Below are 19,694 nucleotides of genomic sequence, written 5' to 3' on the forward strand. Positions count from 1 at the left end.
GTTCGTTCAATAAGAAGAATAAAAGCTTTTTAGTTATTCAGTTCAGTCGCGTCATCTGATTGCGATTGTTGGCTTGGTTGTTTGAGTTAAAACCGTTGACTAAGATCTCAGTCGATATTTGAGTATTGATGCTTCGTTGTTATTGAATGATAAAGCAATCCATTTGATTAGAACGTGCAGTTATCAGAAAAATAATTCAACTGAGCTTATTTTAAGGGAGATAAATGACTTAAAAATCTGGTGGGTTGTGTGGGGTTCGAACCCACGACCAATAGATTAAGAGTCTACTGCTCTACCAACTGAGCTAACAACCCTGAACTTGTTTAAAACATGATTAAACCAGAACAAAAGATGAAGCAAAATTTCGAGAATGGCGAAGCATCTAATAAAGATGTTTGGTCTTGGTCGGAACGTTTGCAGGTTTCGTTTCTATTGTAGTACTTTAGCCGTACAGAAAGAAGCCTTAAGAAAGAATGGTGGGTCGTCCGCGATTCGAACGCGGGACCAACGGATTAAAAGTCCGCTGCTCTACCAGCTGAGCTAACGACCCTGAGCGAGATGTGTAAAGCACGTTGCTTTACCCGATATCAGTGAAAATCGAGAATTTTCTATCGGTATCTATTTACAGGTTGAAACATGAAGATGGTGGGTCGTCCGCGATTCGAACGCGGGACCAACGGATTAAAAGTCCGCTGCTCTACCAGCTGAGCTAACGACCCTGAGCAAGGATGTGTAAAGCGACGCTTTACTCGATATTTGTGAAAATTGAGAATTTTCTATCGCTATCCATTTACAGGTCAAAACAATTAAGTGGTGGGTCGTCCGCGATTCGAACGCGGGACCAACGGATTAAAAGTCCGCTGCTCTACCAGCTGAGCTAACGACCCTGAACCTTCATCCAAGCTAGGCTCGAATGTGTAGTGCAAGAAAACTAAAAAGTTTTTAAACACCACTTTGTTTTGATGGAGCGTATTTTAGCAAGATATTGATAGAGCGCAAGTAAAAATTAAGAAAGTTTGCAACGTTCGGTTATAAATAACACAAAATGGACTAAAAAAGCCCTGAAATCAGGGCTTTTAGCTTTAGAAGCGGTATTTATAAGCTTCAATATTGGCAAAAACTTCCGCAGTGACATCGCAATAGGCATTGGCACTTGGCAGTAAAACCAATAAACGATCAGAGGTTTTTTCAGGATTAAAGGCTTGTTCCTTTAATTTATTTTTCTGATATTTAAATGTACCCGTCGTTTCTACAATTTGTTGGATACGTAAAAATACCGGAACAGCATAGGCTGGCAAGTTCTTTTTAAACTCGACTGCAAGTTGGCTTAGATCTTGTTCAGTCAGTTCTTCACCTTCATGTAAAGTAATGGCAGCCATACCTGCTCGACCATTGGTATTTGGAATTTCAACGCCGTAAACCACTGCTTCTGTGATTTTAGGGTATTCACTACAAATATTTTCAACTTCTGTGGTTGAAACATTTTCACCTTTCCAGCGGAAAGTATCGCCAAGGCGATCGACAAATTGCGCGTGTCGGAAACCAATATCACGAACCAAGTCGCCAGTAATAAAGTAAGAATCGCCTTTTTTAAAGACATCTTTCATGATCACTGACTTGTTCTTTTCCGGGTCTGTATAGCCATCAAAAGGGGAACGCTTGGTGATTTTACCAATCAATAAGCCCACTTCACCTTTTTTGACCTTTTGACATGCACCATGACTGTCACGGATTGCTTCATTTTTTTCTTTATCGAACTGGACGATTGCATAAGGTGTAGGTGAGAAGCCAACAGTATTGTTAAAATTAAAAACATTACTGAAGCCTACATTTCCTTCACTAGAGGCATAAAGTTCTAAAATTTCTTCGATACCAAAGCGTTCTTTAAACTTGCCCCAAATATTTGGACGCATACCATTACCGATCATTTTGGTGACACGGTGCGTATGATCAAGTTCTGAAGCAGGTGCATCCATAAGGTAGCGGCAAAGTTCACCGACATAACCAATTGCGGACGCATTAAACTTTTTGACATCAGACCAGAATGCAGAGGTAGAGAATTTACGACGGATTGCCAAGGCTGAACCACCTGCAATAGCACCACACCAGCACACCACCATACCTGTTGCATGGTAAAGCGGTAAAGTGCAGTACATCACATCATCTTCACCTAAGTTTAAGACATGACCATATGTTCCATATGCCAAGGTCCAACGACTGTTGGTAAAGACCACAGCTTTAGGTAAACCCGTTGTGCCAGAGGTATATATATAAAACAAGCCATCTTTCCCTTTGACACTTTGTGTGGTCGAAGGATTGAATTTTGGAAATTGTTGAATTTTTTCAGCGAGATTGATAAAGCCTTGAGGTGCTGTACCCGGGTCTTGCGTTGTATTTTGATCTGCAAACCAATGGATGCGGTCTTGAGCAATGTTTAAGTCTTGACGAATCTCATCTACAGCAACACGACATTCTTCACCGACGATCACCGCAACAGGATTGACCAAATTGATACTATGCGTCAGGACTTTACCTGTTTGTGAGGTATTGACTAAAGCTGTTGTTACGCCAATTTTTGCCAGTGCAATCACGGTCGCAATCAGCTCAGGACGATTTTCGATCATCACGGTGATCGCATCGCCTTTTTTTATGCCAATAGAAAGATAAAAGTGTGCAATTTGATTGGCCCAGTTATTCAGTTCTTTATAACTATAGCGTTGATCTTCAAATAATAACGCATCACCATAAGGATTGCGTTTTACAGCACGTTCAAAAGCAAGACCTAGCCCAGCAGGCGTATTGGGTGTTCTGATATAAGCTTGTTTAAGTCCAGTCAGGATATTGGGAAGCTTATTGATGAGCTGTGGTAAGCGCTCTGCGACATCAGTAAATCCGATGAGATCGGCCTGTGTTGTTTGACTCATATCAATCCTATTTATTTTTCGTAATCCAATACAATTTTTAGAGTGTCATTGACTCACATTACATTTGTCTTTTTAATCGTATAAGACTAGTGCAATCAACCTAATCTGACAAATGTCCTGATAATCTCTTCAAAATAGCAAAAAAACCTAGCCATCGAAATGACTAGGTTCTCTTTAATCGCTACATTTTAAGCAAATTTTTAAAAATTACTCATCCGCTGGCGGTGTCGCTTTTTTTGGCGGGCGGCCACGAGGGCGACGAGGGCGGGCAGGTTTTTCATCTGTTGCCACATTGTCTGCCTTTTGTGCATCTTCATCTACACCAGCTTCAGCAGTCGTATCTAAAGCAAGCGATTGTTGTGGCTTTTTCGCCTTTTCAGTTGCAACAACTGCTTTCTCAACTGACTTAGCAGGAGCTGCTTTAACCACTTGAACTTCCGCAGGCGCTGTTTCAACTGCCGTTTCTACAGGTGTTTCAGCTTGCACTTCTTCTGCCTGAGTAACCACAGGTGCGGCTTCAACTGGACTTGCTTGAATCTCAGTTTTCACTTCTTCTGGTTGTTGCTCAAGTTCAGCTTGATGCTCTTGCTTTGCTTGTACAGCCGCTTGTTTTGCTAAACGACGACGTTCACGAGGATCATTCGCTACACGGCGATCATTCTCAGGCTTCGGTGGCGTTAAGTCTAAAACATCAGCAGGTTGTGCTTCTGGTGCTGCTTTAGAGATAGCAACATCACGTGTTACAGGCTGCTTGCTTTGTACATCGGTCTTTTCTACCACAGTTAAGGTCGCTGAATATTCTTCAGTAAACTTAACCAAAGCACGATTGAATGTTGGAATTAATCCAAACTGTTCAATCAATACCGCACAGTCATCACCATAGACATGACGAATCAAAGTTCCCACTGTGTACTGATTTAATGTCGGTACTTGAGATGGTGCGATTTTAGGCGTTGCCGCTTTTGCTTGAGCAGCGTCACGTTGTTGACGGCGTTTTTGGCGCGGGTCATTGCTGGCACGTTGCACAGGCTGTTCTGCTTGAACCTCTGCTGCTGCAGGTGTTTTTGCTTCAGTCGTTACAGCCTGACTTTCTACAGCCGGTGCAGTAGCTGGTTGAGCGTCTACAGTGCGAGGGGCTTTAGTAACAGTTTCAGCTTTTTCATTGCGATCATGACGCTTCGGCTTGTTGCTTGCTGGCGCAGTAACTTGTTGCGGGTTTAATGCCACAATTTCACTTTGAGCTTGATCAAGATTAACCACTAAAGCTGTTTCAAGTGCTGCATGCTTCGGGGTGTCAATGAGTTCAACCTTAGGTTGTTTCTCTTGAGGTTGATTATGCTCTACAGGCGCATTGTTGTTTGGCGTTTGTTGTTGCTCATCATTAAACACGCTGCTATCGCGATGACGATTTGGGCGGTTTGGACGTTGCTGATGGTTACGATCACGACGTGGAACAGCTTGTTCAGCATGATTCGTTTCAGCATTTTGATCATGCTGTTGACGTGGCTGCTTTTGCTGACGACGTTGATCACGTTGTTCCTGACGCTGTTCTTGGCGTTGCTCTTGACGAGGCACCTGAACCACTTCTTCAATCACTTGATGTTGATCAGTGTTTTGATCACGTGACTCTTTGTGCTTGTTGCGATTTTTGTTTTTATTGTTGTTGTTACGCGGAGCTCGTTCTTCTTTCTCACCCTGTTTTTCATATTCACGCGGTTCTTGTTTTTGAACAGGTGCATGTGAAAGATAAGCATTGGTTTCAGCAACAACTTGAGCTTCAATTGCAGCTGGCGCGCTATTGCTATTTACTTGGCCAAATTGACCACGGCTTACAGCACCACCGTTAATCATTTGTTCAATGGCTGCAGCGGCATTGTTTGCAGTACGTGATTGGTCAACAGTTGCTGCTTGTTTTTGTACAAACAGATTTTCTAACCAAGCACATGGGCTAGAAGCTGGTTGAGCAACTTGTGCTTGAACCGCTTGCTGAGCTTTTTGAGCTTGAGCAGGTTGTTGCTTTCTGTTTTGCTTATTGTTTTGTGCTTGAGCTGGTGCAGCATTGTGTTGCGTTTGCTCTTCTTCTAAATGCCACTCAGATGACTCATAGCCCAATTCTTTTTCGCTTGAACGGGTAGCTTCAGTACGTTCATAGCTAGTTGGTGCAAAACCTTCAGGGTTATATGAGATTTCGTAATGTGGCGTTTCTAAATGTGGATGTGGCAGTACAGTAACACGCACATTTGACGTTTGTTCTAAGTAAACCAGACTGTGACGCTTTTCATTCAATAAGAATGCTGCAATCTCAACAGGCACTTCAACTTGAACTTCACCTTGACGTTCACGTAATGCAATCTCTTCAACTTTACGCATAATTGAAAGAGAAAGAGAACGTAGATCACGTACCATACCTGTGCCATGACAGCGAGGGCATACATAACCTGTAGCTTCTTCAAGAGATGGGCGTAAGCGTTGACGGCTCATTTCCATTAAACCAAAACGTGACAATTGACCGAACTGAATACGGGCACGATCACTTTGCGTCGCTTCACGAAGTTTAGCTTCAACCATACGTTGGTTGCGTTCTTTGGTCATATCAATAAAGTCGATCACCACCAAACCACCAATATCACGTAAACGTAATTGGCGAGCAATTTCTTCAGCTGCTTCTAAGTTGGTGCTGAGCGCAGTTTCTTCTACATCATGTCCGCGTGTTGATTTCGCCGAGTTGATGTCGATTGAAACCAGTGCTTCAGTTTGGTCGATTACAATTGAACCGCCTGAAGGAAGTTTAACTTCACGTTCATAAGCTGTTTGAATTTGACTTTCAATACCAAAATGCGCGAATAACGGTTCATTTAACGTATAGGTTTTTAACTTATCCAATTGATTTGGCATTACCGCTTTAACAAAGTTATAGGCTTCGTTATAGGCTTGCTCTGAGTCAATTAAAATTTCTGCAACATCATCACGTAAATAGTCACGGATAGCACGCGTCACCACACCAGCTTCTTGATGAACAAGCATTGGTGATGGACCAGAGTTTGCTGTACCTTGGATTTGTGCCCATAGGTCTAACAAATGTTGAAGATCAAGTTGCAGTTCTTCTTGTGAACGGCCAATCCCTGCTGTACGAACGATTACGCTCATACCACGTGGAGTATTTAATGACGCCAACATTTCTTTAAGTTCTTCACGAACTGAACCCGAAATTTGACGACTAATACCACCACCTTTGGGGTTGTTCGGCATCAAGACTAAATAGCGACCAGCGAGCGAAATATAAGTTGAAAGTGCAGCGCCTTTGTTGCCACGCTCTTCTTTTTCAACTTGAACCAAAAGTTCAGTGCCTTCAGTGATGAGTTCACGAATATTTGATGTTTGGCGAGGGTCTGCCTTGTAGTAAGTATTGGCAATTTCGCGCATCGACAAGAAACCTTGACGACCCGCACCATACTCTACAAATACAGCTTCTAAAGAAGGCTCTACGCGAGTGACATGGCCTTTATAGATATTGGCTTTCTTTTGTTCACGTGTACGGTTTTCTAAATCGAAATCGTAAAGACGGTGACCAGTGATGAGTGCAACGCGAACTTCTTCGGCATGTGTTGCATTAATCAACATACGTTTCATGGGTGTAACACCTAATAGTGATTCACACCAACAACTCGCTATCTTTTTTAAGTGAAGCGAACATCTAAAATATTGGATCAATGCTCAAATCACGGATACATCCAATATGATCTGAGTAATTTACCCACTTGTTTTGAGCAAGGTTGGGTTTGATGCCTGTATTGATGCTGCAATACTTCTTTAATCTTTGCACGATTAAAGTTTTGAGCTCTTCACTGGCACTTAAGTGGTGCATTGGATGACTGATTTGATTCGTCTTTCACTATCACATTGCTCGAAGAGCATCTCAACTTTTGTGAGAGCGTCTTGATACGGAATTATCATCGTACCTTTACAAATTGTGCAGTTCCAATGCCTCAAACACTTATGTCCTGAATAACACTCTACAGCGACTTGCCTGATGTGTATCAGTTTATGTTTAAAAACCAACGTCTGGGTTGGCGACATATATTTTTAAACAAACTGATTTCTGTACTTTAAGTACAATTAAACGCAACAGTTTGTCTTTTTGCCGATATAATAAAAGCCTTCGGCGTCGGCATATTCTTTTGGGACCTTTCCGCATCTGTCGTGAATTTTATCGTTTGTGTCACGCTTTCATTTTTAAAAAAGGGTGGCACTAAATTTCACTTACGGTGGTATCCGTGCGCTGACTATAGCAAACCTTGAATCATCTGCCTATGGGCTATATGCTTATTTTGTATGAAAAGCATAGTCTAAATGATCAGTTTTTAATCAAATTTTAGTTTTTTATTGGATCACCTAACTGTATGAATTCTACGCAACAATGGCAAAATGTAACTTGGTTTGAAGTAGACGAGCATCAAGAAGGCCAGCGCATCGATAATTTCTTATTTACTCGCCTGAAAGGTGTGCCGAAAAGCCGTATTTATCGTTTAATTCGTGAAGGTCAAGTGCGCGTCAATAAAAAGCGTATAAAAGCAGAAACTAAGCTAGCGATTGGCGATCAAATCCGTGTTGCACCTATTCGCTTTGAGCAAAAAGACGAAACTGATGCACCTGTATCCGATAAGGTTGCACAAAGCTTACTCAGCCGTGTGGTGTATGAGGATGAAGGTTTATTGGTGGTCAACAAGCCGTCTGGAATTGCCGTACATGGTGGAAGCGGTGTGGCATATGGCTTAATTGAAGGCTTACGCGCGGCAACAGGTAAAAAATATTTGGAGTTGATTCATCGTATTGACCGCGATACTTCGGGTCTGGTGATGGTGAGTAAAAAACGCAGCACATTGAAGGCGCTACAAGATATGTTGCGTGAGCATAAAATTAAAAAAACCTATGCTGCGATTGTTAAAGGTCAAGTGAGTTTAGATCAACAGTTGATTAATCAACCTTTATTGCGCTATGAACTGTCCAATGGTGAACGTCGTGTACGTGTCTCAGAAGAAGGTAAAGAATCTAAGACACAATGGAAAGTTGCCGAGCGCTTTATGCATGCGACACTGGTCTATGCTTCTCCACTGTCAGGCCGTACTCATCAAATTCGTGTGCATGGTTTAAGTATTGGTCATCCTTTAGTGGGCGACGATAAGTATGGTCATGAAACAGAGTATCGTGGACCAAAAGCTCGTCGATTGAGCCTACATGCAATGCGACTTGAAATTCCTGGTTATCCTGTGATCGAAGCGCCTTTACCTGAAGATATGCAAAGCTTGGTTGCACAATTAAGAGCACAAAAGAAAGATTGATTCGATCTTGCTGCTCACTTTATCTTTTACACAAAGGGAACTTGTTTTATGAAAAGTTCCCTTTGTGTTTAAAAATGCGTTAGCTTGTCATGTAAAGTGCATAAGATCTAAATATTAGTCATGCATAAACTGAGCAAATATTGGAAATAATTCATGCAAAAACCTGTAGAACTTATCATTTTTGATTGGGATGGCACTTTATTTGATTCAGTTGGGCAAATTGTGGCGAGTTTATTGGTTGCTGCAAAAACCTTTGACCAACCGTTAACAGCTGATGCTGCGAAAAGTATTATTGGTTTAGGTTTACCTGAAGTTGCTCAAGTGTTATTTCCACAAGTCCCTGAGTTACACACTGAAATTTTGAAATGCTATGGCGATCATTATGTTGAGCATTCCAAAGATGATTTGTGGTTCGCTGGTGTCTCTGAAATGTTGCATGATTTAAAAAATCAAAATATCAAATTGGCAGTTGCAACAGGGAAAAGCCGTCGTGGTTTAGATCGTGTTTTAGCTCAGACCCAGAGTCAGGATTTATTTGAGATCACCCGTGCAGCGAGCGAAACCAAATCCAAACCAGATCCATTGATGTTAGCTGAAATTTTAGATTACACTGGAATTTCGGCGGAGCAAGCCATTATGGTGGGTGATACATCTTATGACTTAGAAATGGCACAGAACATTGCCATGCCACGTGTTGGGGTGAGTTATGGGGTACATGCGATTGATGTATTACAGCGTTTTAATCCGCTGACGATCGCGGATAACATCGATCATTTACATCAGTTTTTAACTCAACAGCTTAAGGCTAGTGAAGTTGCTTAGATGCTGTTTTTACGCTGTTTGCAGATTGCTCTCAGCGTAAACTTAGATAAAACCAAAGAGATATAATAAGAAAATTGACCATGAGCCGTTCTATTCGATTACTCACTTTATTACAACTTTTACGTGAACAGCGTTATCCCATTACCGCGCAATGCTTAGCAGAACATTTGGAGATTAGTGTCCGAAGTATTTATCGGGATATTGAAAGTTTACGTGACCAAGGTGTCAATATTGAGGGCAGTGCGGGCTTAGGATTTCAGCTGAAAGAAAACTTTTTACTGCCTCCGATGAGTTTGGATGAAACGGAAGTCGAAGCAGTGTTCTTGGCATTGCATTGGTTAAGGTCAGTGCCAGATCCAGCATTAAAAAATGCTGCACATTCAGTTTTGGCCAAACTCAATGCGGTATTGCCCAAGAATAAACAAGAACTGATTGATGAAACCATGCTTCGGTCTATCAACCATTGGCTTGTGGTTGATGAAAAAATTGTCGAACAAGTACGTCTAGCAATTCGTTATCAGGTCAAGATTGAAGTGCATTATTTAGATGAAAAACAAAATATCTCTAGCCGTATGCTTTGGCCTTTTGTCTTAGGGTATTTCAATGACAAAATGTTGTTGGCTGCATGGTGTGAATTACGTGAGGATTTTCGAAATTTTCGTTTAGATCGGATTCAAAAATTAACTGTGACCGAAATCATTTACCCAGAGTTTAAGCGCCATCTTTTTCAGGCATGGTGGCAAAAAGAGCTGCAAAAAAAATCCATGCTGAAAAGCTCCTGACAAAAACTGACACAGCCGCCCTTTATATTCAATACACCACTATAAAGGAATGGAAAAATGGGCTTAAAACTATATAGCAACGCGCAGTCGAGAGGTCTGGTTATTGAATGGCTACTGATTGAACTGGGTGCTGAATTTGAAAAAATTGAGTTGGCTTATCACACTGAAATGAAGTCGGAATCTTATCTAAAGATTAACCCATTTGGCAAAGTACCCACCTTAGTCGATGGTGATGTGGTGATTTATGAAATGCCAGCAATTTGCGCATATTTGGCAGATAAATTTTTTGATCAAGGACTTGCACCAGCGCTGGATGATCCAAAACGTGGCTTGTATTTCCGTTGGTTGTTTTTTGCTGCTGGACCTTGGGATGCAGCCACTACGGATCGCGCATTAAAGGTCGAGATTACCGACGAGCAAAAAATGCATATTGGCTATGGAAACTTTCAGGATACCTATACGGCTTTAATTCAGGGCTTGGAGCAGGCTCAACCTTATCTATGTGGTGAGCAATTTACGGTAGCCGATGTGTTTGTTGGTTCCATGCTATTTTGGCAATTGAAGATGGCAGAGATTGAAAGCCATCCTGCAATTGAAAAATATCTTAATTCAATCAAAAGCCGAAAAAACTTAAGAAATAATCAAGTGCTTTTTAGCGATTAAAACATCAAGACGATGCAAACTTAGCATGATCTCGTGCTGGGTTTGCATTGAGGTTTTTTAGTCACATTCAAGCGCAAAAAAATTATAAAAAAACTTTGGAGATTGGTTTTAATCCCTCTATTTTTACTTCAGTTAAATAAAACCTGCGGCAACATTAATACAGATCGCCAAAATCGTGGTGTTAAATCCATACGCCAAAAGGATATGGAGAATATTTAAAACGCGCATCGAACGAGATGTAATCGATACATCTGCTGTTTGTGCAGAAGTACCAATGACATAACTAAAATACAAAAACTCAGGGTAGGTTGGTTTAGGTGTTTTTGGAAAGTCCAATCCACCATCCTGATGATTCTCCACTGCCAAGTAAAAGTCATGTGCATAGTGAATAGCAAAAATGGTATGCATAAATAACCATGCAAAAATGATGGTAAAAATTGCTAAGGCGATATGTCCGGCTTTAACTCCAGTCACATCGGGCAAATGTGCCAATTCAATAATAATGGCAATAAAACACATGATGAGTGAGAGCACAACCAACAGCAAAATGATCCATTTGCTGGCATCCTGCTGCTGAGCACGCTTTAAAATATGCGCTTGATTGGTTGCCCAAAGCATTTTCATGGTCAGGATTAAATAGACTAGGGTGGCAATATTCCAGCTGAATAACAAATTGGTTGACCACTGCCAGTCTGTGCTCAAAGACATCCCCATATACACAACTGCTGTGAGGAGAAAACTAATAAAGAAATATGGGCGAGACTGAATGCCTGATCGAAGTTGGTGAAATGCACGTCCTAACATGATGAACACCGCCTGAGTTAAAGATTGATGGATATTTGAGCAAAGAAAATGAGCATTAAGTTCTATTGGTTTAAGTCGTCATATTAAAAAATAAGCCTACGCTCTATGTCTTGTCGCAGCGGTCTTATTTTTGCTCTAAACGATTGATATCCAGATAAAATACTTTGGTTAATAGTTCAATGAATTTTTGTATCGCAACAGAGCCAGCACTTTTTCGATAACTTACATACAAGTCTAGATAGGGAAGCTCAATATCTAAAGGTCGAATGACGGTGTTACTGTTGATTAATGGCGCAATATAGCTTGGCAAAATTGTACAGCCTAAGCCCGCCCCAACTGAATTAATATTCAATGAAATATTGTCAGCTTTTTGGACGATATTCAATTCAATATGATTATGTTTGGCAAACTCTAAAATGGTGTTGTGCAAAGTCGTGGATTGTTCTTCAGCAGGAATAATAAAATCGATCCCATTGAGCGCTTTAACAGGGATACGTTCATACTTGGCTAAAGGATGATCTTTGGGTAAAACAAAAATTAACGGTTCACGGAGCACAAATTTACTTTCGATTTCATCATTATGAAAATTGTGCCTGCTAAAGCTGATATCCAGCTCACCCTTTTTCAATGCACGCATTTGTTCAAGGTTGTTTAAACTTAATAACTCAATTTTTAGCTCAGGATTTTGTACCCTTAAATTTGGTAAGACATAAGGGAAAATCTTTATTTCAGCCACGGGTACAAACCCAATCCTTAACAATAGCTGTCTGGCTTTGGAGACCTGTCTTGCCATAGCAACAGCCTTATCGGCTTGTGCTAAAGTTAAGCGTGCTTGCTCCAGAAAAACAGCACCTTCTTCAGTAAGTTCAACTTTACGCTTGGTCCGATTTAACAGCCGAACACCGACATCTTCTTCAAGATCTTTGATCTGCTGGCTGAGTGAGGGTTGTGCTGTATAAAGTCTCAATGCTGCTTTGCTAAAGTTGAGTTCTTCAGCCACAGTAATGAAGTATCTCAGATGTCGTAATTCCATATAACGCGTCCAAAGAATAATCCAAAAAATGTCTTACTAAGATTTTCAAAGAGTATAATCTATAAACAACTGTCAGGTGAAGACGATTATAGTATTTAGAAAATAAATGAACTTTTCAAAATCATTGTTATTTTAATATAGAAAATAACATGGTGAATAATTGGTAAAATATCTTAATTAAAACAAAAAATATTTCTCTAAGCTCTAGCCTAGAAGCGGTCATCTGTACAAAGTTGCATCAATTTATCTACGGCCCTTACTTGTCATAAGCGTACTTTCAGGAATGGAAAAATTGATATCGATGTTTTAATTGATGTATCTCGTCATCAATCTATAGAGAACCAGATTTATATGAAGGAACATTTGAAAAGTGGTTGATTGCACTGGTTTAAGTTGTTGCTATCTGTCTGATAGACATGATCATGCTGAGAATTACAAAAACCGACTTGGAGATAGGGTAAAGTCGGTTTGGTATTTATGGATTCTAGAGTTGATGAGGGTGTTTATGATGATGTTTTTGATCTCGCTCTATCTCAAAACACTTAGACGGAAGGCTTCTTTAGTTTCAAATGCAAAATTGGAAATGGGTTACCTTCAGCATCAAGTTCCGAACGTGCAATTTGTTGGAAGTTATGTTTCTTATAAAACTCCAAAGCACGAATATTTTGTTCGTTGACATCTACTTCATGTGCACCTAACTCAAAAGCTTTTTGAATGAGCAAGGAACCGATGCCTTGATCAAAAAAATTAGGGTCAATAAATAACATTTCAATCTTTTGATAAGCCAGTCCCATAAACCCAGCGATTTGACCTTCACGTTCCACATGAAACAACCGCACATGATCAAAATAATGATGCTGAATGATGAGCGTTTTAATTTGTAAGATATGCTGTTCGTTTAAAAAGTCATGAGTCGCACGTACAGAAGCTTCCCAAATTTTTAATAATTGTGGATGAGACTGCGACGGAGTATTTAGAATATTGGTTAAATTGGGTTCCATAAAAGATTCACTCAATTGTGAAAAGCAACAAAAAATAAAGAAAAATCACAGATAGTTTCGCTAATATGAAGCAGGACAGATATAAAAATCAAATTGATGTATTTGATGATAAAAAACAGGACAATAAATGTCAGATTCCAACAAAATTGTTGTATATGCAGCACTTTTGGGCAATTTAGCCATTGCTCTGGTTAAGTTTGTTGCCGCTTATATTACAAATAGTTCGGCGATGCTTAGTGAGGCAGTCCATTCTGTCGTAGACACTTTAAATGAAATCTTATTGCTGTATGGTTTAAAAAAATCACAACAGCCTGCAAATTATCATCACCCCTTTGGTTATGGGCGAGAGTTATATTTCTGGGCCTTTATTGTCGCATTGTTGGTTTTTGCTTTAGGTGCTGTGGTTTCAATTTATCAGGGTATTCAACATATTCGTCATCCAGAAGTTATACAATCCCCATTGGTCAATTATGTGGTACTCGGGTTTGCGCTGCTTTGTGAAGGCATTTCATGGTTTATTGCGTTGAAAACATTTAAAAAGACTAAAGGTCAAATGGGATATTTTGAAGCTTTTCGTCGCAGTAAAGATCCGACAACCTTTACAGTTTTATTTGAAGACTCTGCAGCTTTAATTGGCTTAATCATTGCATTGCTGGGAATATTTTGTGCTCAGCAGTTTAATTTACCCGTTTTAGATGGTGTGGCTTCGGTACTGATTGGTGTTGTCTTAGCCATCTCAGCCCTGCTTTTGGCAAGGGAAACCAAAGGGTTGTTGATGGGTGAAACAGCAGATCCAAAACTGCGTCATAATGTATTGAAAATTGCTCAGGAAGATCCTGCCGTGTATTCAGCAAATGGCGTACTGACTGAACAAATGGGTGCACACCAAGTGATTGCTTCTTTAAGCTTAGAGTTTAAAGATAGTTTAACTTCAGATGATATCGAAGCCTGTGTGAACAGAATTGAAGCAAAGATTAAAAGTATTCATCCCGAAATCGTGGCATTATTCGTGAAGCCACAAACACAGCAAGTATGGCTTGAAAGAATGAAAGGGCGTTTAGAGTAATCATGTCGAAACAAGAGCCAATGGTCCGTCTTGAAGATACAACGGTACAAGACAACACAATGCAAAATAAGACTGTTCCATCTCAGCAAGTTCAACAATTGCATTATCGAATTGATACTGAAAATTGTCTGTCACATACATGGTATAAACCTGTATTTAGTGTGATTGGTTCAAATCAACACAATGGTGAACGATTCTTTAATGAAGTACGTAAACCACAAGGGCGTAGCCGTTGGGATTTGATGAAATGGCTGGGTACCCGAAAATCATATACTTGGAATGTGGATACTCAAAAAGAATCATCAGAATTCTATGCGGCAAAACGTGTATTACCTCAGAATCGACCAGATGCTGATGAGCATGATTGGCAAATCTGGTTTGTGAGCCATGCGACTGTACTGGTTCAAATTGGTCCCTATAACTTTTTAACCGATCCTGTTTGGGCCGACTATGTCAGTCCAAAACATGGGCGTGGACCAAAACGTGTGATTCCTGCTGGAATTGCTTTAGAGCAATTGCCAGAGATTCATGCAGTTTTACTCAGTCATAATCACTATGACCATATGGATTTAGCCTCTTTAAGATGGCTACACAACAAATTTGCCATGCCAATCTATACAGGTTTGGGCAATGCCTGTTACTTGCCTAAAGAGTTCCATGTGATTGAGATGGACTGGTGGCAATCTGCATTGTTTAAAAACTTAAAAATTATTTATACCCCAGCACAGCATGGTTCGGGTCGTGGTTTACGTGATCAGAATATTGCATTGTGGGGCGGTTTTTCTGTGGTATCGCAACATGGTCATTTCTTCTTTGCTGGCGATACGGGGTATTCACCGCATTTTAAAGAAATTCAAAAACGTTTAGGTTCACCGCGAATTGCGTTATTGCCAATCGGTGCGTATGAACCAAGAGCGCTAATGAAATATATGCACATGAATCCACAAGATGCTTTTCAGGCGCATTTAGATTTACAAGCCAAGCGTTCTTTGGCAATTCATTACCGTACTTTCCAATTGACGGATGAAGCGCGGGAACAGCCTGAGCAGGATTTACAAAAGGCTATGAAGAATTCATCAAAAATGATTAATCCATTCTACTGTATTCGTGAAGGTCGTAAATTGGTGGTGTAGTGGGCCCTTATTGAGCCATAAAAATTGAGCGCACTAAAAATGATAAAAATCTTATCCAGTACTTTGTTGTTTTGCTTGGTGATGACTTCAGTCGCTGCAAAATCTATAGACCTAACTCAAGCGGCTAAGGCGGATTGTGTTTCAGATGCGCCTTGTGCTGATGGAGATCAGATGACTATGGCAACAGCCGAAGATAGTCCAGCAGCAGATGATACAGAGAGTATTAAACCTCTCAATGAAAAATATGATTTGGAAACGGGTGATGAATGGAAATTAATTCATCAAAATTCAAATAATCAATTTTTTGAAAGTATCACCACAATATCTGATGGTAATCAACTTATTCAAGCTTGGGTTAAAAGTGTGAACCCAAAAAGACAATACACGATTAATTATTATCAAGTATTGTGTAAGGATCGGACATTTACACGACTTGAGCAGTTTAAAAGTCAGGACGATAAAAACTATAAACTGGTTAAAAAGATCGAGCATTATCGTCAAACACAACCTTTTAGTCAGGCCGGTGAAATACTTCCAGTTTTGGAAAAGCTGTGTCAGGATTAGGGGGTATTTACCCAAACTAAAAATAGTGTTGATTCCTGATTGAAAAATCAAGGGAGATGAATAATGAAAATAATCCAAACTTTATTGATGTTACTGGCATTATCCAGTACAGCTTTTGCTGAGACTCAAAATATACAAATTAATCAAAATAATTTTGAGTTGAAAACAGTGATGAATGAAGAAGAAGCTGATTCTTTACGTAAAGATATTGAATTATATCGAAATAATCAAAAGCTGCTCACGCATACAATTTATTCAACCACGGGTGACTGCAGTATTCTTCAGATTGAATTGGGTGATTATGAGGTCAAAGATAACAAGATTATTTTTTATAGTTATTGGGCTTCGGGTGATCGGCAGGGGCTCTGGACTTATCCTTATGGTGTGCGCAAACAAACCTATACTGTAGATGCAAAGGGTAAGGTGAAATTAGTCAGTGCCGTACTGTATGTTGAAGATATTTTGGGTGATCCACTTAGCACAAACCCAGATGAGGAATACCTTCAATTTTTGCATACCGCTCCAAAAACCAAGCAACAACAACGTGCACTGAATGAATATATTCAAACCATGCAAAGTGATTATAAAGGTCGATTTGTGCATGGACAGGAACGGGCGCGCTTAATTCAAGAAGTGAAAAGCAAACTTGCCAAGCAAATTGCCACTGAAACCAAAGGATGGAAAGAGCAGTTTGGTACAAATGTGCGAATGTAAGTTTATTCAGCTTTTTGAGTATTGAGAAGTTGAATTGCGACAATAGACAGTGCAGCCATTGCTGTATTCATGATGAAAGGATTAAAACCCTGCGCAAAATAGTGTGGATAAACAATCGCTACAACCAGTAAAAACAACAGCATCGCGATGATATTGAAATAATGCAGAAGCTTTGATTGTCTAAAAATAAGAAATAATCCACCAAATATTATTTCTCCAAATCCTGAGAGTTCAATAAGTCTAGGAATGGGCAACAATTGAATCCCTGTAAATTGCCAAAATTGTTGCTCTTCGATGACCTTATATATGATTTTAGGGATGAGCCCCTGATAGAACCATAAGACAGCCAGTGAAATATGAATGGTCAATAGGGCATTTTGAAGTGCTTTAGAATTTTGCATCAATGCTATGTTCCAAGAAATGTCTTTTATTTTCAGATGAAGGCAGTAAACACTGCTCAGTTGTACCAAATAAACGATAGCGATTTAAAGCAACTCGGCGGTATAGAAAATCTCGGATAAATTTGGGTATCCCATAACCCATTTTTAAATATGAAAAGGGTCGTCCTAAGCTTTCAATCACTTTTAAAAATGCAGTGGATTCACTATAGGCTTGCCCATTTTTAATCACCAACATGCTCTCAAATTGCTCAGTGGGCATTTGGTAATGTCTTAAGATGTCTTGCCCTAAAGATGATTGTACTGAAGTTAATTTAAATTGTGCCTGTGTATCATATTTGATTAAAAACTTTGCCCAGCCATTACATAACACACAGATTTCATCAAATAAAATGATGTCATGTTGTTGAATTATCGCTTCAATTTTCTGTTGCATGGCTTTACTCGCGATTGGGAGTTTCTTCAATATAGTGCATTTAAACAAAATAAAAAACCGCCCGAAGGCGGTTTCTATTGAATGACTTTTATTGAGCTAGGCTTATTGAAAACCAGGATGACCTTTGCCAGGATCGCTATCGCGTGCAGCTTGTGCATCTACAACAGTTAAGCCCAAGGCTTTTGCCACGCCTTCACCATAGGCTGGGTCACATGCATAACAGTTACGGATATGACGATACTTAATAAAATCAAGTGCATCACCCATCGCACCCGCCGTATTATCAAACAGTGCTTGTTTTTGCGTATCATTCATTAAATTGAATAAAGCGCGTGGTTGGCTGAAATAATCCGAATCATCTTGGCGGAAATCCCAATGATCTGCATCACCACTGATTTTTAATGGTGGTTCTTTAAACTGAGCTTGTTCCTGCCATTGGCTAAAACTATTCGGTTCATAGTGTGGTAAACCGCCATAGTTTGCATCGACACGGCCTTGACCATCACGGTGATTAGAATGAACAGGGCAACGTGCAGCATTGACAGGAATTTGTTGATAATTCACACCCAAACGGTAGCGTTGAGCATCGGCATAGTTAAATAATCGCGCTTGCAACATACGGTCAGGTGAAACACTGATACCTGGAACTAAGTTACTTGGTGCGAAAGCCGATTGCTCTACATCAAGGAAGAAGTTTTCAGGATTTTTATTTAGCTCAAACTCACCCACATCAATCAGTGGATAATCTGCATGAGGCCAAACTTTGGTCAGGTCAAATGGATGATAAGGGACTTTCTCTGCATCTGTTTCAGGCATCACTTGAATTTGGAGCTTCCATTTTGGGAAGTTACCATTTTCAATCGAATCAAATAAATCACGTTGATTACTTTCGCGATCTTTAGCAACAACCGCTTCTGCTTCAGCATCGGTTAAATTTTCAATGCCTTGTTGGGTGCGGAAATGAAATTTGACCCAAAAACGTTCATTGTTTGCATTGATAAAGCTGTACGTATGACTACCAAAACCATGCATATGGCGGAAGCTTTTTGGAATACCACGATCAGACATTACAATCGTCACCTGATGCAAAGCTTCAGGTAATAATGTCCAAAAATCCCAGTTGTTGGTTGCACTACGTAGATTGGTTTTAGGGTCGCGTTTTACGGCTTTATTTAAATCTGGGAATTTACGTGGATCACGCATGAAAAAGACGGGTGTGTTATTGCCAACGAGATCCCAGTTACCTTCTTCGGTATAGAACTTGAGTGCAAAACCACGAATATCACGTTCTGCATCTGCTGCACCACGTTCACCAGCTACAGTAGTGAAGCGTGCAAACATTTCTGTTTGTTTGCCAATTTGTGAGAATATTTTAGCGCGTGTGTACTGAGTAATATCGTGAGTTACGGTAAATGTACCAAAAGCACCTGAACCTTTTGCATGCATTCTGCGCTCAGGAATAACTTCGCGTACAAAGTTGGCCAGTTTCTCGTTTAACCATAAATCTTGTGCCAGTAGAGGACCACGTGCGCCTGCCGTTAAACTATTTTGGTTGTCTACAACAGGTGCACCAAAAGCCGTTGTCAGATGGGTTACAGGACATTTTTTTGAGTCTTGGCTCATTCTATTTCTCCATTTTTAATTAATCATGTATTCATTTTTGAATAGATGGAATAGATAAAGAATATTCGCTATTACATGACATTAACCGTAATTGAAAAACCAATATAGTGAACAATTGTTAAATCTAATTGATCTAAAAATAAATGATTTGTCATTTATTTTTAGAAACAACTTACCGGTCTTTATCTGCTTTAAAAATATTGTTGATCAAGGAAGAGCAAGCAATGTTTTAAAGCGATAACTTTACTTTAGAGTGATTTTTTATATTTGTGAAATTGATAAAAATATTATTATTGATTTGTTTTGACGATTAATAGGGCAGAGCTCTGTGTACTGATAGGAAAACATTAATTCAGCTTTTATTTACGATAACAATGATGGTTTAAAATACA

The 19,694-nt window shown here is 39.8% G+C and carries 16 protein-coding genes and 4 tRNA genes; 8 read left to right on the plus strand and 12 right to left on the minus strand.

The features are described from left to right. Positions 1–238: 238 nt before the first annotated feature. From ASC84_RS16590 to ASC84_RS16615, 6 genes are all read right to left on the minus strand, one after another. Positions 239–314 (minus strand) — tRNA-Lys (locus tag ASC84_RS16590). Positions 315–474: 160 nt separating this feature from the next. Next, positions 475–550: transfer RNA gene (locus ASC84_RS16595), tRNA-Lys, on the minus strand. Positions 551–643: 93 nt separating this feature from the next. After that, positions 644–719, minus strand: a tRNA-Lys gene (locus ASC84_RS16600). 92 nt (positions 720–811) lie between these two features. Next, a tRNA-Lys gene (locus tag ASC84_RS16605) sits at positions 812–887 on the minus strand. Positions 888–1,082: 195 nt separating this feature from the next. Continuing rightward, positions 1,083–2,924 (minus strand): long-chain-acyl-CoA synthetase, encoded by a 1,842-nt coding sequence (locus ASC84_RS16610; RefSeq protein WP_056516812.1) that lies wholly within the window; start codon positions 2,922–2,924, stop codon positions 1,083–1,085. A gap of 207 nt (positions 2,925–3,131) precedes the next feature. Next, the gene (locus ASC84_RS16615; protein ID WP_056516815.1) at positions 3,132–6,554 is read right to left on the minus strand and encodes an Rne/Rng family ribonuclease; all 3,423 of its coding nucleotides are present in this window, start codon (positions 6,552–6,554) and stop codon (positions 3,132–3,134) included. 770 nt (positions 6,555–7,324) lie between these two features. Between ASC84_RS16615 and ASC84_RS16620 the strand changes: the two genes are divergently transcribed. The 4 genes from ASC84_RS16620 to ASC84_RS16635 all read left to right on the plus strand — a co-directional run bounded on the left by ASC84_RS16620 (position 7,325) and on the right by ASC84_RS16635 (position 10,530). Beyond that, on the plus strand, positions 7,325–8,263 hold the full coding sequence (locus tag ASC84_RS16620) for an RluA family pseudouridine synthase (RefSeq protein ID WP_004718156.1): 939 nt from the start codon (positions 7,325–7,327) through the stop codon (positions 8,261–8,263). A gap of 153 nt (positions 8,264–8,416) precedes the next feature. Next, positions 8,417–9,085, plus strand: coding sequence for an HAD-IA family hydrolase (locus ASC84_RS16625; RefSeq protein WP_056516818.1), 669 nt, complete (start codon positions 8,417–8,419; stop codon positions 9,083–9,085). An 80-nt stretch (positions 9,086–9,165) separates the two neighbouring features. Next, positions 9,166–9,867, plus strand: a complete 702-nt coding sequence (locus ASC84_RS16630) for a YafY family protein (RefSeq protein ID WP_056516819.1) — start codon at positions 9,166–9,168, stop codon at positions 9,865–9,867. 57 nt (positions 9,868–9,924) lie between these two features. Then, the gene (locus tag ASC84_RS16635) at positions 9,925–10,530 is read left to right on the plus strand and encodes a glutathione S-transferase family protein (protein WP_056516822.1); all 606 of its coding nucleotides are present in this window, start codon (positions 9,925–9,927) and stop codon (positions 10,528–10,530) included. Positions 10,531–10,662: 132 nt separating this feature from the next. Here ASC84_RS16635 and ASC84_RS16640 read toward each other — a convergent pair whose 3' ends face one another. From ASC84_RS16640 to ASC84_RS16650, 3 genes are all read right to left on the minus strand, one after another. Next, complete coding sequence (locus tag ASC84_RS16640; protein WP_056516824.1) at positions 10,663–11,334, minus strand: DUF1345 domain-containing protein; 672 nt, start codon at positions 11,332–11,334, stop codon at positions 10,663–10,665. 124 nt (positions 11,335–11,458) lie between these two features. Further along, positions 11,459–12,367, minus strand: coding sequence for a DNA-binding transcriptional regulator HcaR (hcaR, locus tag ASC84_RS16645; protein WP_056516828.1), 909 nt, complete (start codon positions 12,365–12,367; stop codon positions 11,459–11,461). A gap of 542 nt (positions 12,368–12,909) precedes the next feature. After that, complete coding sequence (locus ASC84_RS16650; protein ID WP_056516832.1) at positions 12,910–13,368, minus strand: GNAT family N-acetyltransferase; 459 nt, start codon at positions 13,366–13,368, stop codon at positions 12,910–12,912. Between the two features lie 127 nt (positions 13,369–13,495). On the opposite strand from ASC84_RS16650, the gene ASC84_RS16655 reads away from it, so the two are divergent. From ASC84_RS16655 to ASC84_RS16670, 4 genes are all read left to right on the plus strand, one after another. Then, on the plus strand, positions 13,496–14,434 hold the full coding sequence (locus tag ASC84_RS16655; protein ID WP_056516835.1) for a cation diffusion facilitator family transporter: 939 nt from the start codon (positions 13,496–13,498) through the stop codon (positions 14,432–14,434). A gap of 2 nt (positions 14,435–14,436) precedes the next feature. Beyond that, entirely contained in the window at positions 14,437–15,567 is a 1,131-nt protein-coding gene (locus ASC84_RS16660; protein ID WP_081409385.1) for an MBL fold metallo-hydrolase, read from the plus strand. A gap of 39 nt (positions 15,568–15,606) precedes the next feature. Beyond that, positions 15,607–16,131: a hypothetical protein gene (locus ASC84_RS16665; protein WP_056516837.1), complete on the plus strand. Its 525-nt coding sequence runs from the start codon at positions 15,607–15,609 to the stop codon at positions 16,129–16,131. 63 nt (positions 16,132–16,194) lie between these two features. After that, positions 16,195–16,845: a hypothetical protein gene (locus tag ASC84_RS16670; RefSeq protein WP_056516842.1), complete on the plus strand. Its 651-nt coding sequence runs from the start codon at positions 16,195–16,197 to the stop codon at positions 16,843–16,845. A 2-nt stretch (positions 16,846–16,847) separates the two neighbouring features. On the opposite strand, the gene ASC84_RS16675 is transcribed toward ASC84_RS16670, so the two are convergent. The 3 genes from ASC84_RS16675 to ASC84_RS16685 form a co-directional block, all read right to left on the minus strand. Further along, complete coding sequence (locus tag ASC84_RS16675; RefSeq protein WP_056516845.1) at positions 16,848–17,246, minus strand: DoxX-like family protein; 399 nt, start codon at positions 17,244–17,246, stop codon at positions 16,848–16,850. After that, positions 17,233–17,679 carry a thiol-disulfide oxidoreductase DCC family protein gene (locus tag ASC84_RS16680; RefSeq protein WP_056516847.1) on the minus strand — a complete coding sequence of 149 codons (447 nt, stop codon included), beginning with the start codon at positions 17,677–17,679 and terminating at the stop codon, positions 17,233–17,235. Before ASC84_RS16680 ends, ASC84_RS16675 begins: the two co-directional genes overlap by 14 nt. Positions 17,680–17,781: 102 nt before the next feature. Further along, positions 17,782–19,302 (minus strand): catalase, encoded by a 1,521-nt coding sequence (locus ASC84_RS16685; protein ID WP_056516850.1) that lies wholly within the window; start codon positions 19,300–19,302, stop codon positions 17,782–17,784. Positions 19,303–19,694: the final 392 nt, after the last annotated feature.

It is taken from the genome of Acinetobacter sp. Root1280, from assembly GCF_001425285.1.
Classification (GTDB): domain Bacteria; phylum Pseudomonadota; class Gammaproteobacteria; order Pseudomonadales; family Moraxellaceae; genus Acinetobacter; species Acinetobacter guillouiae.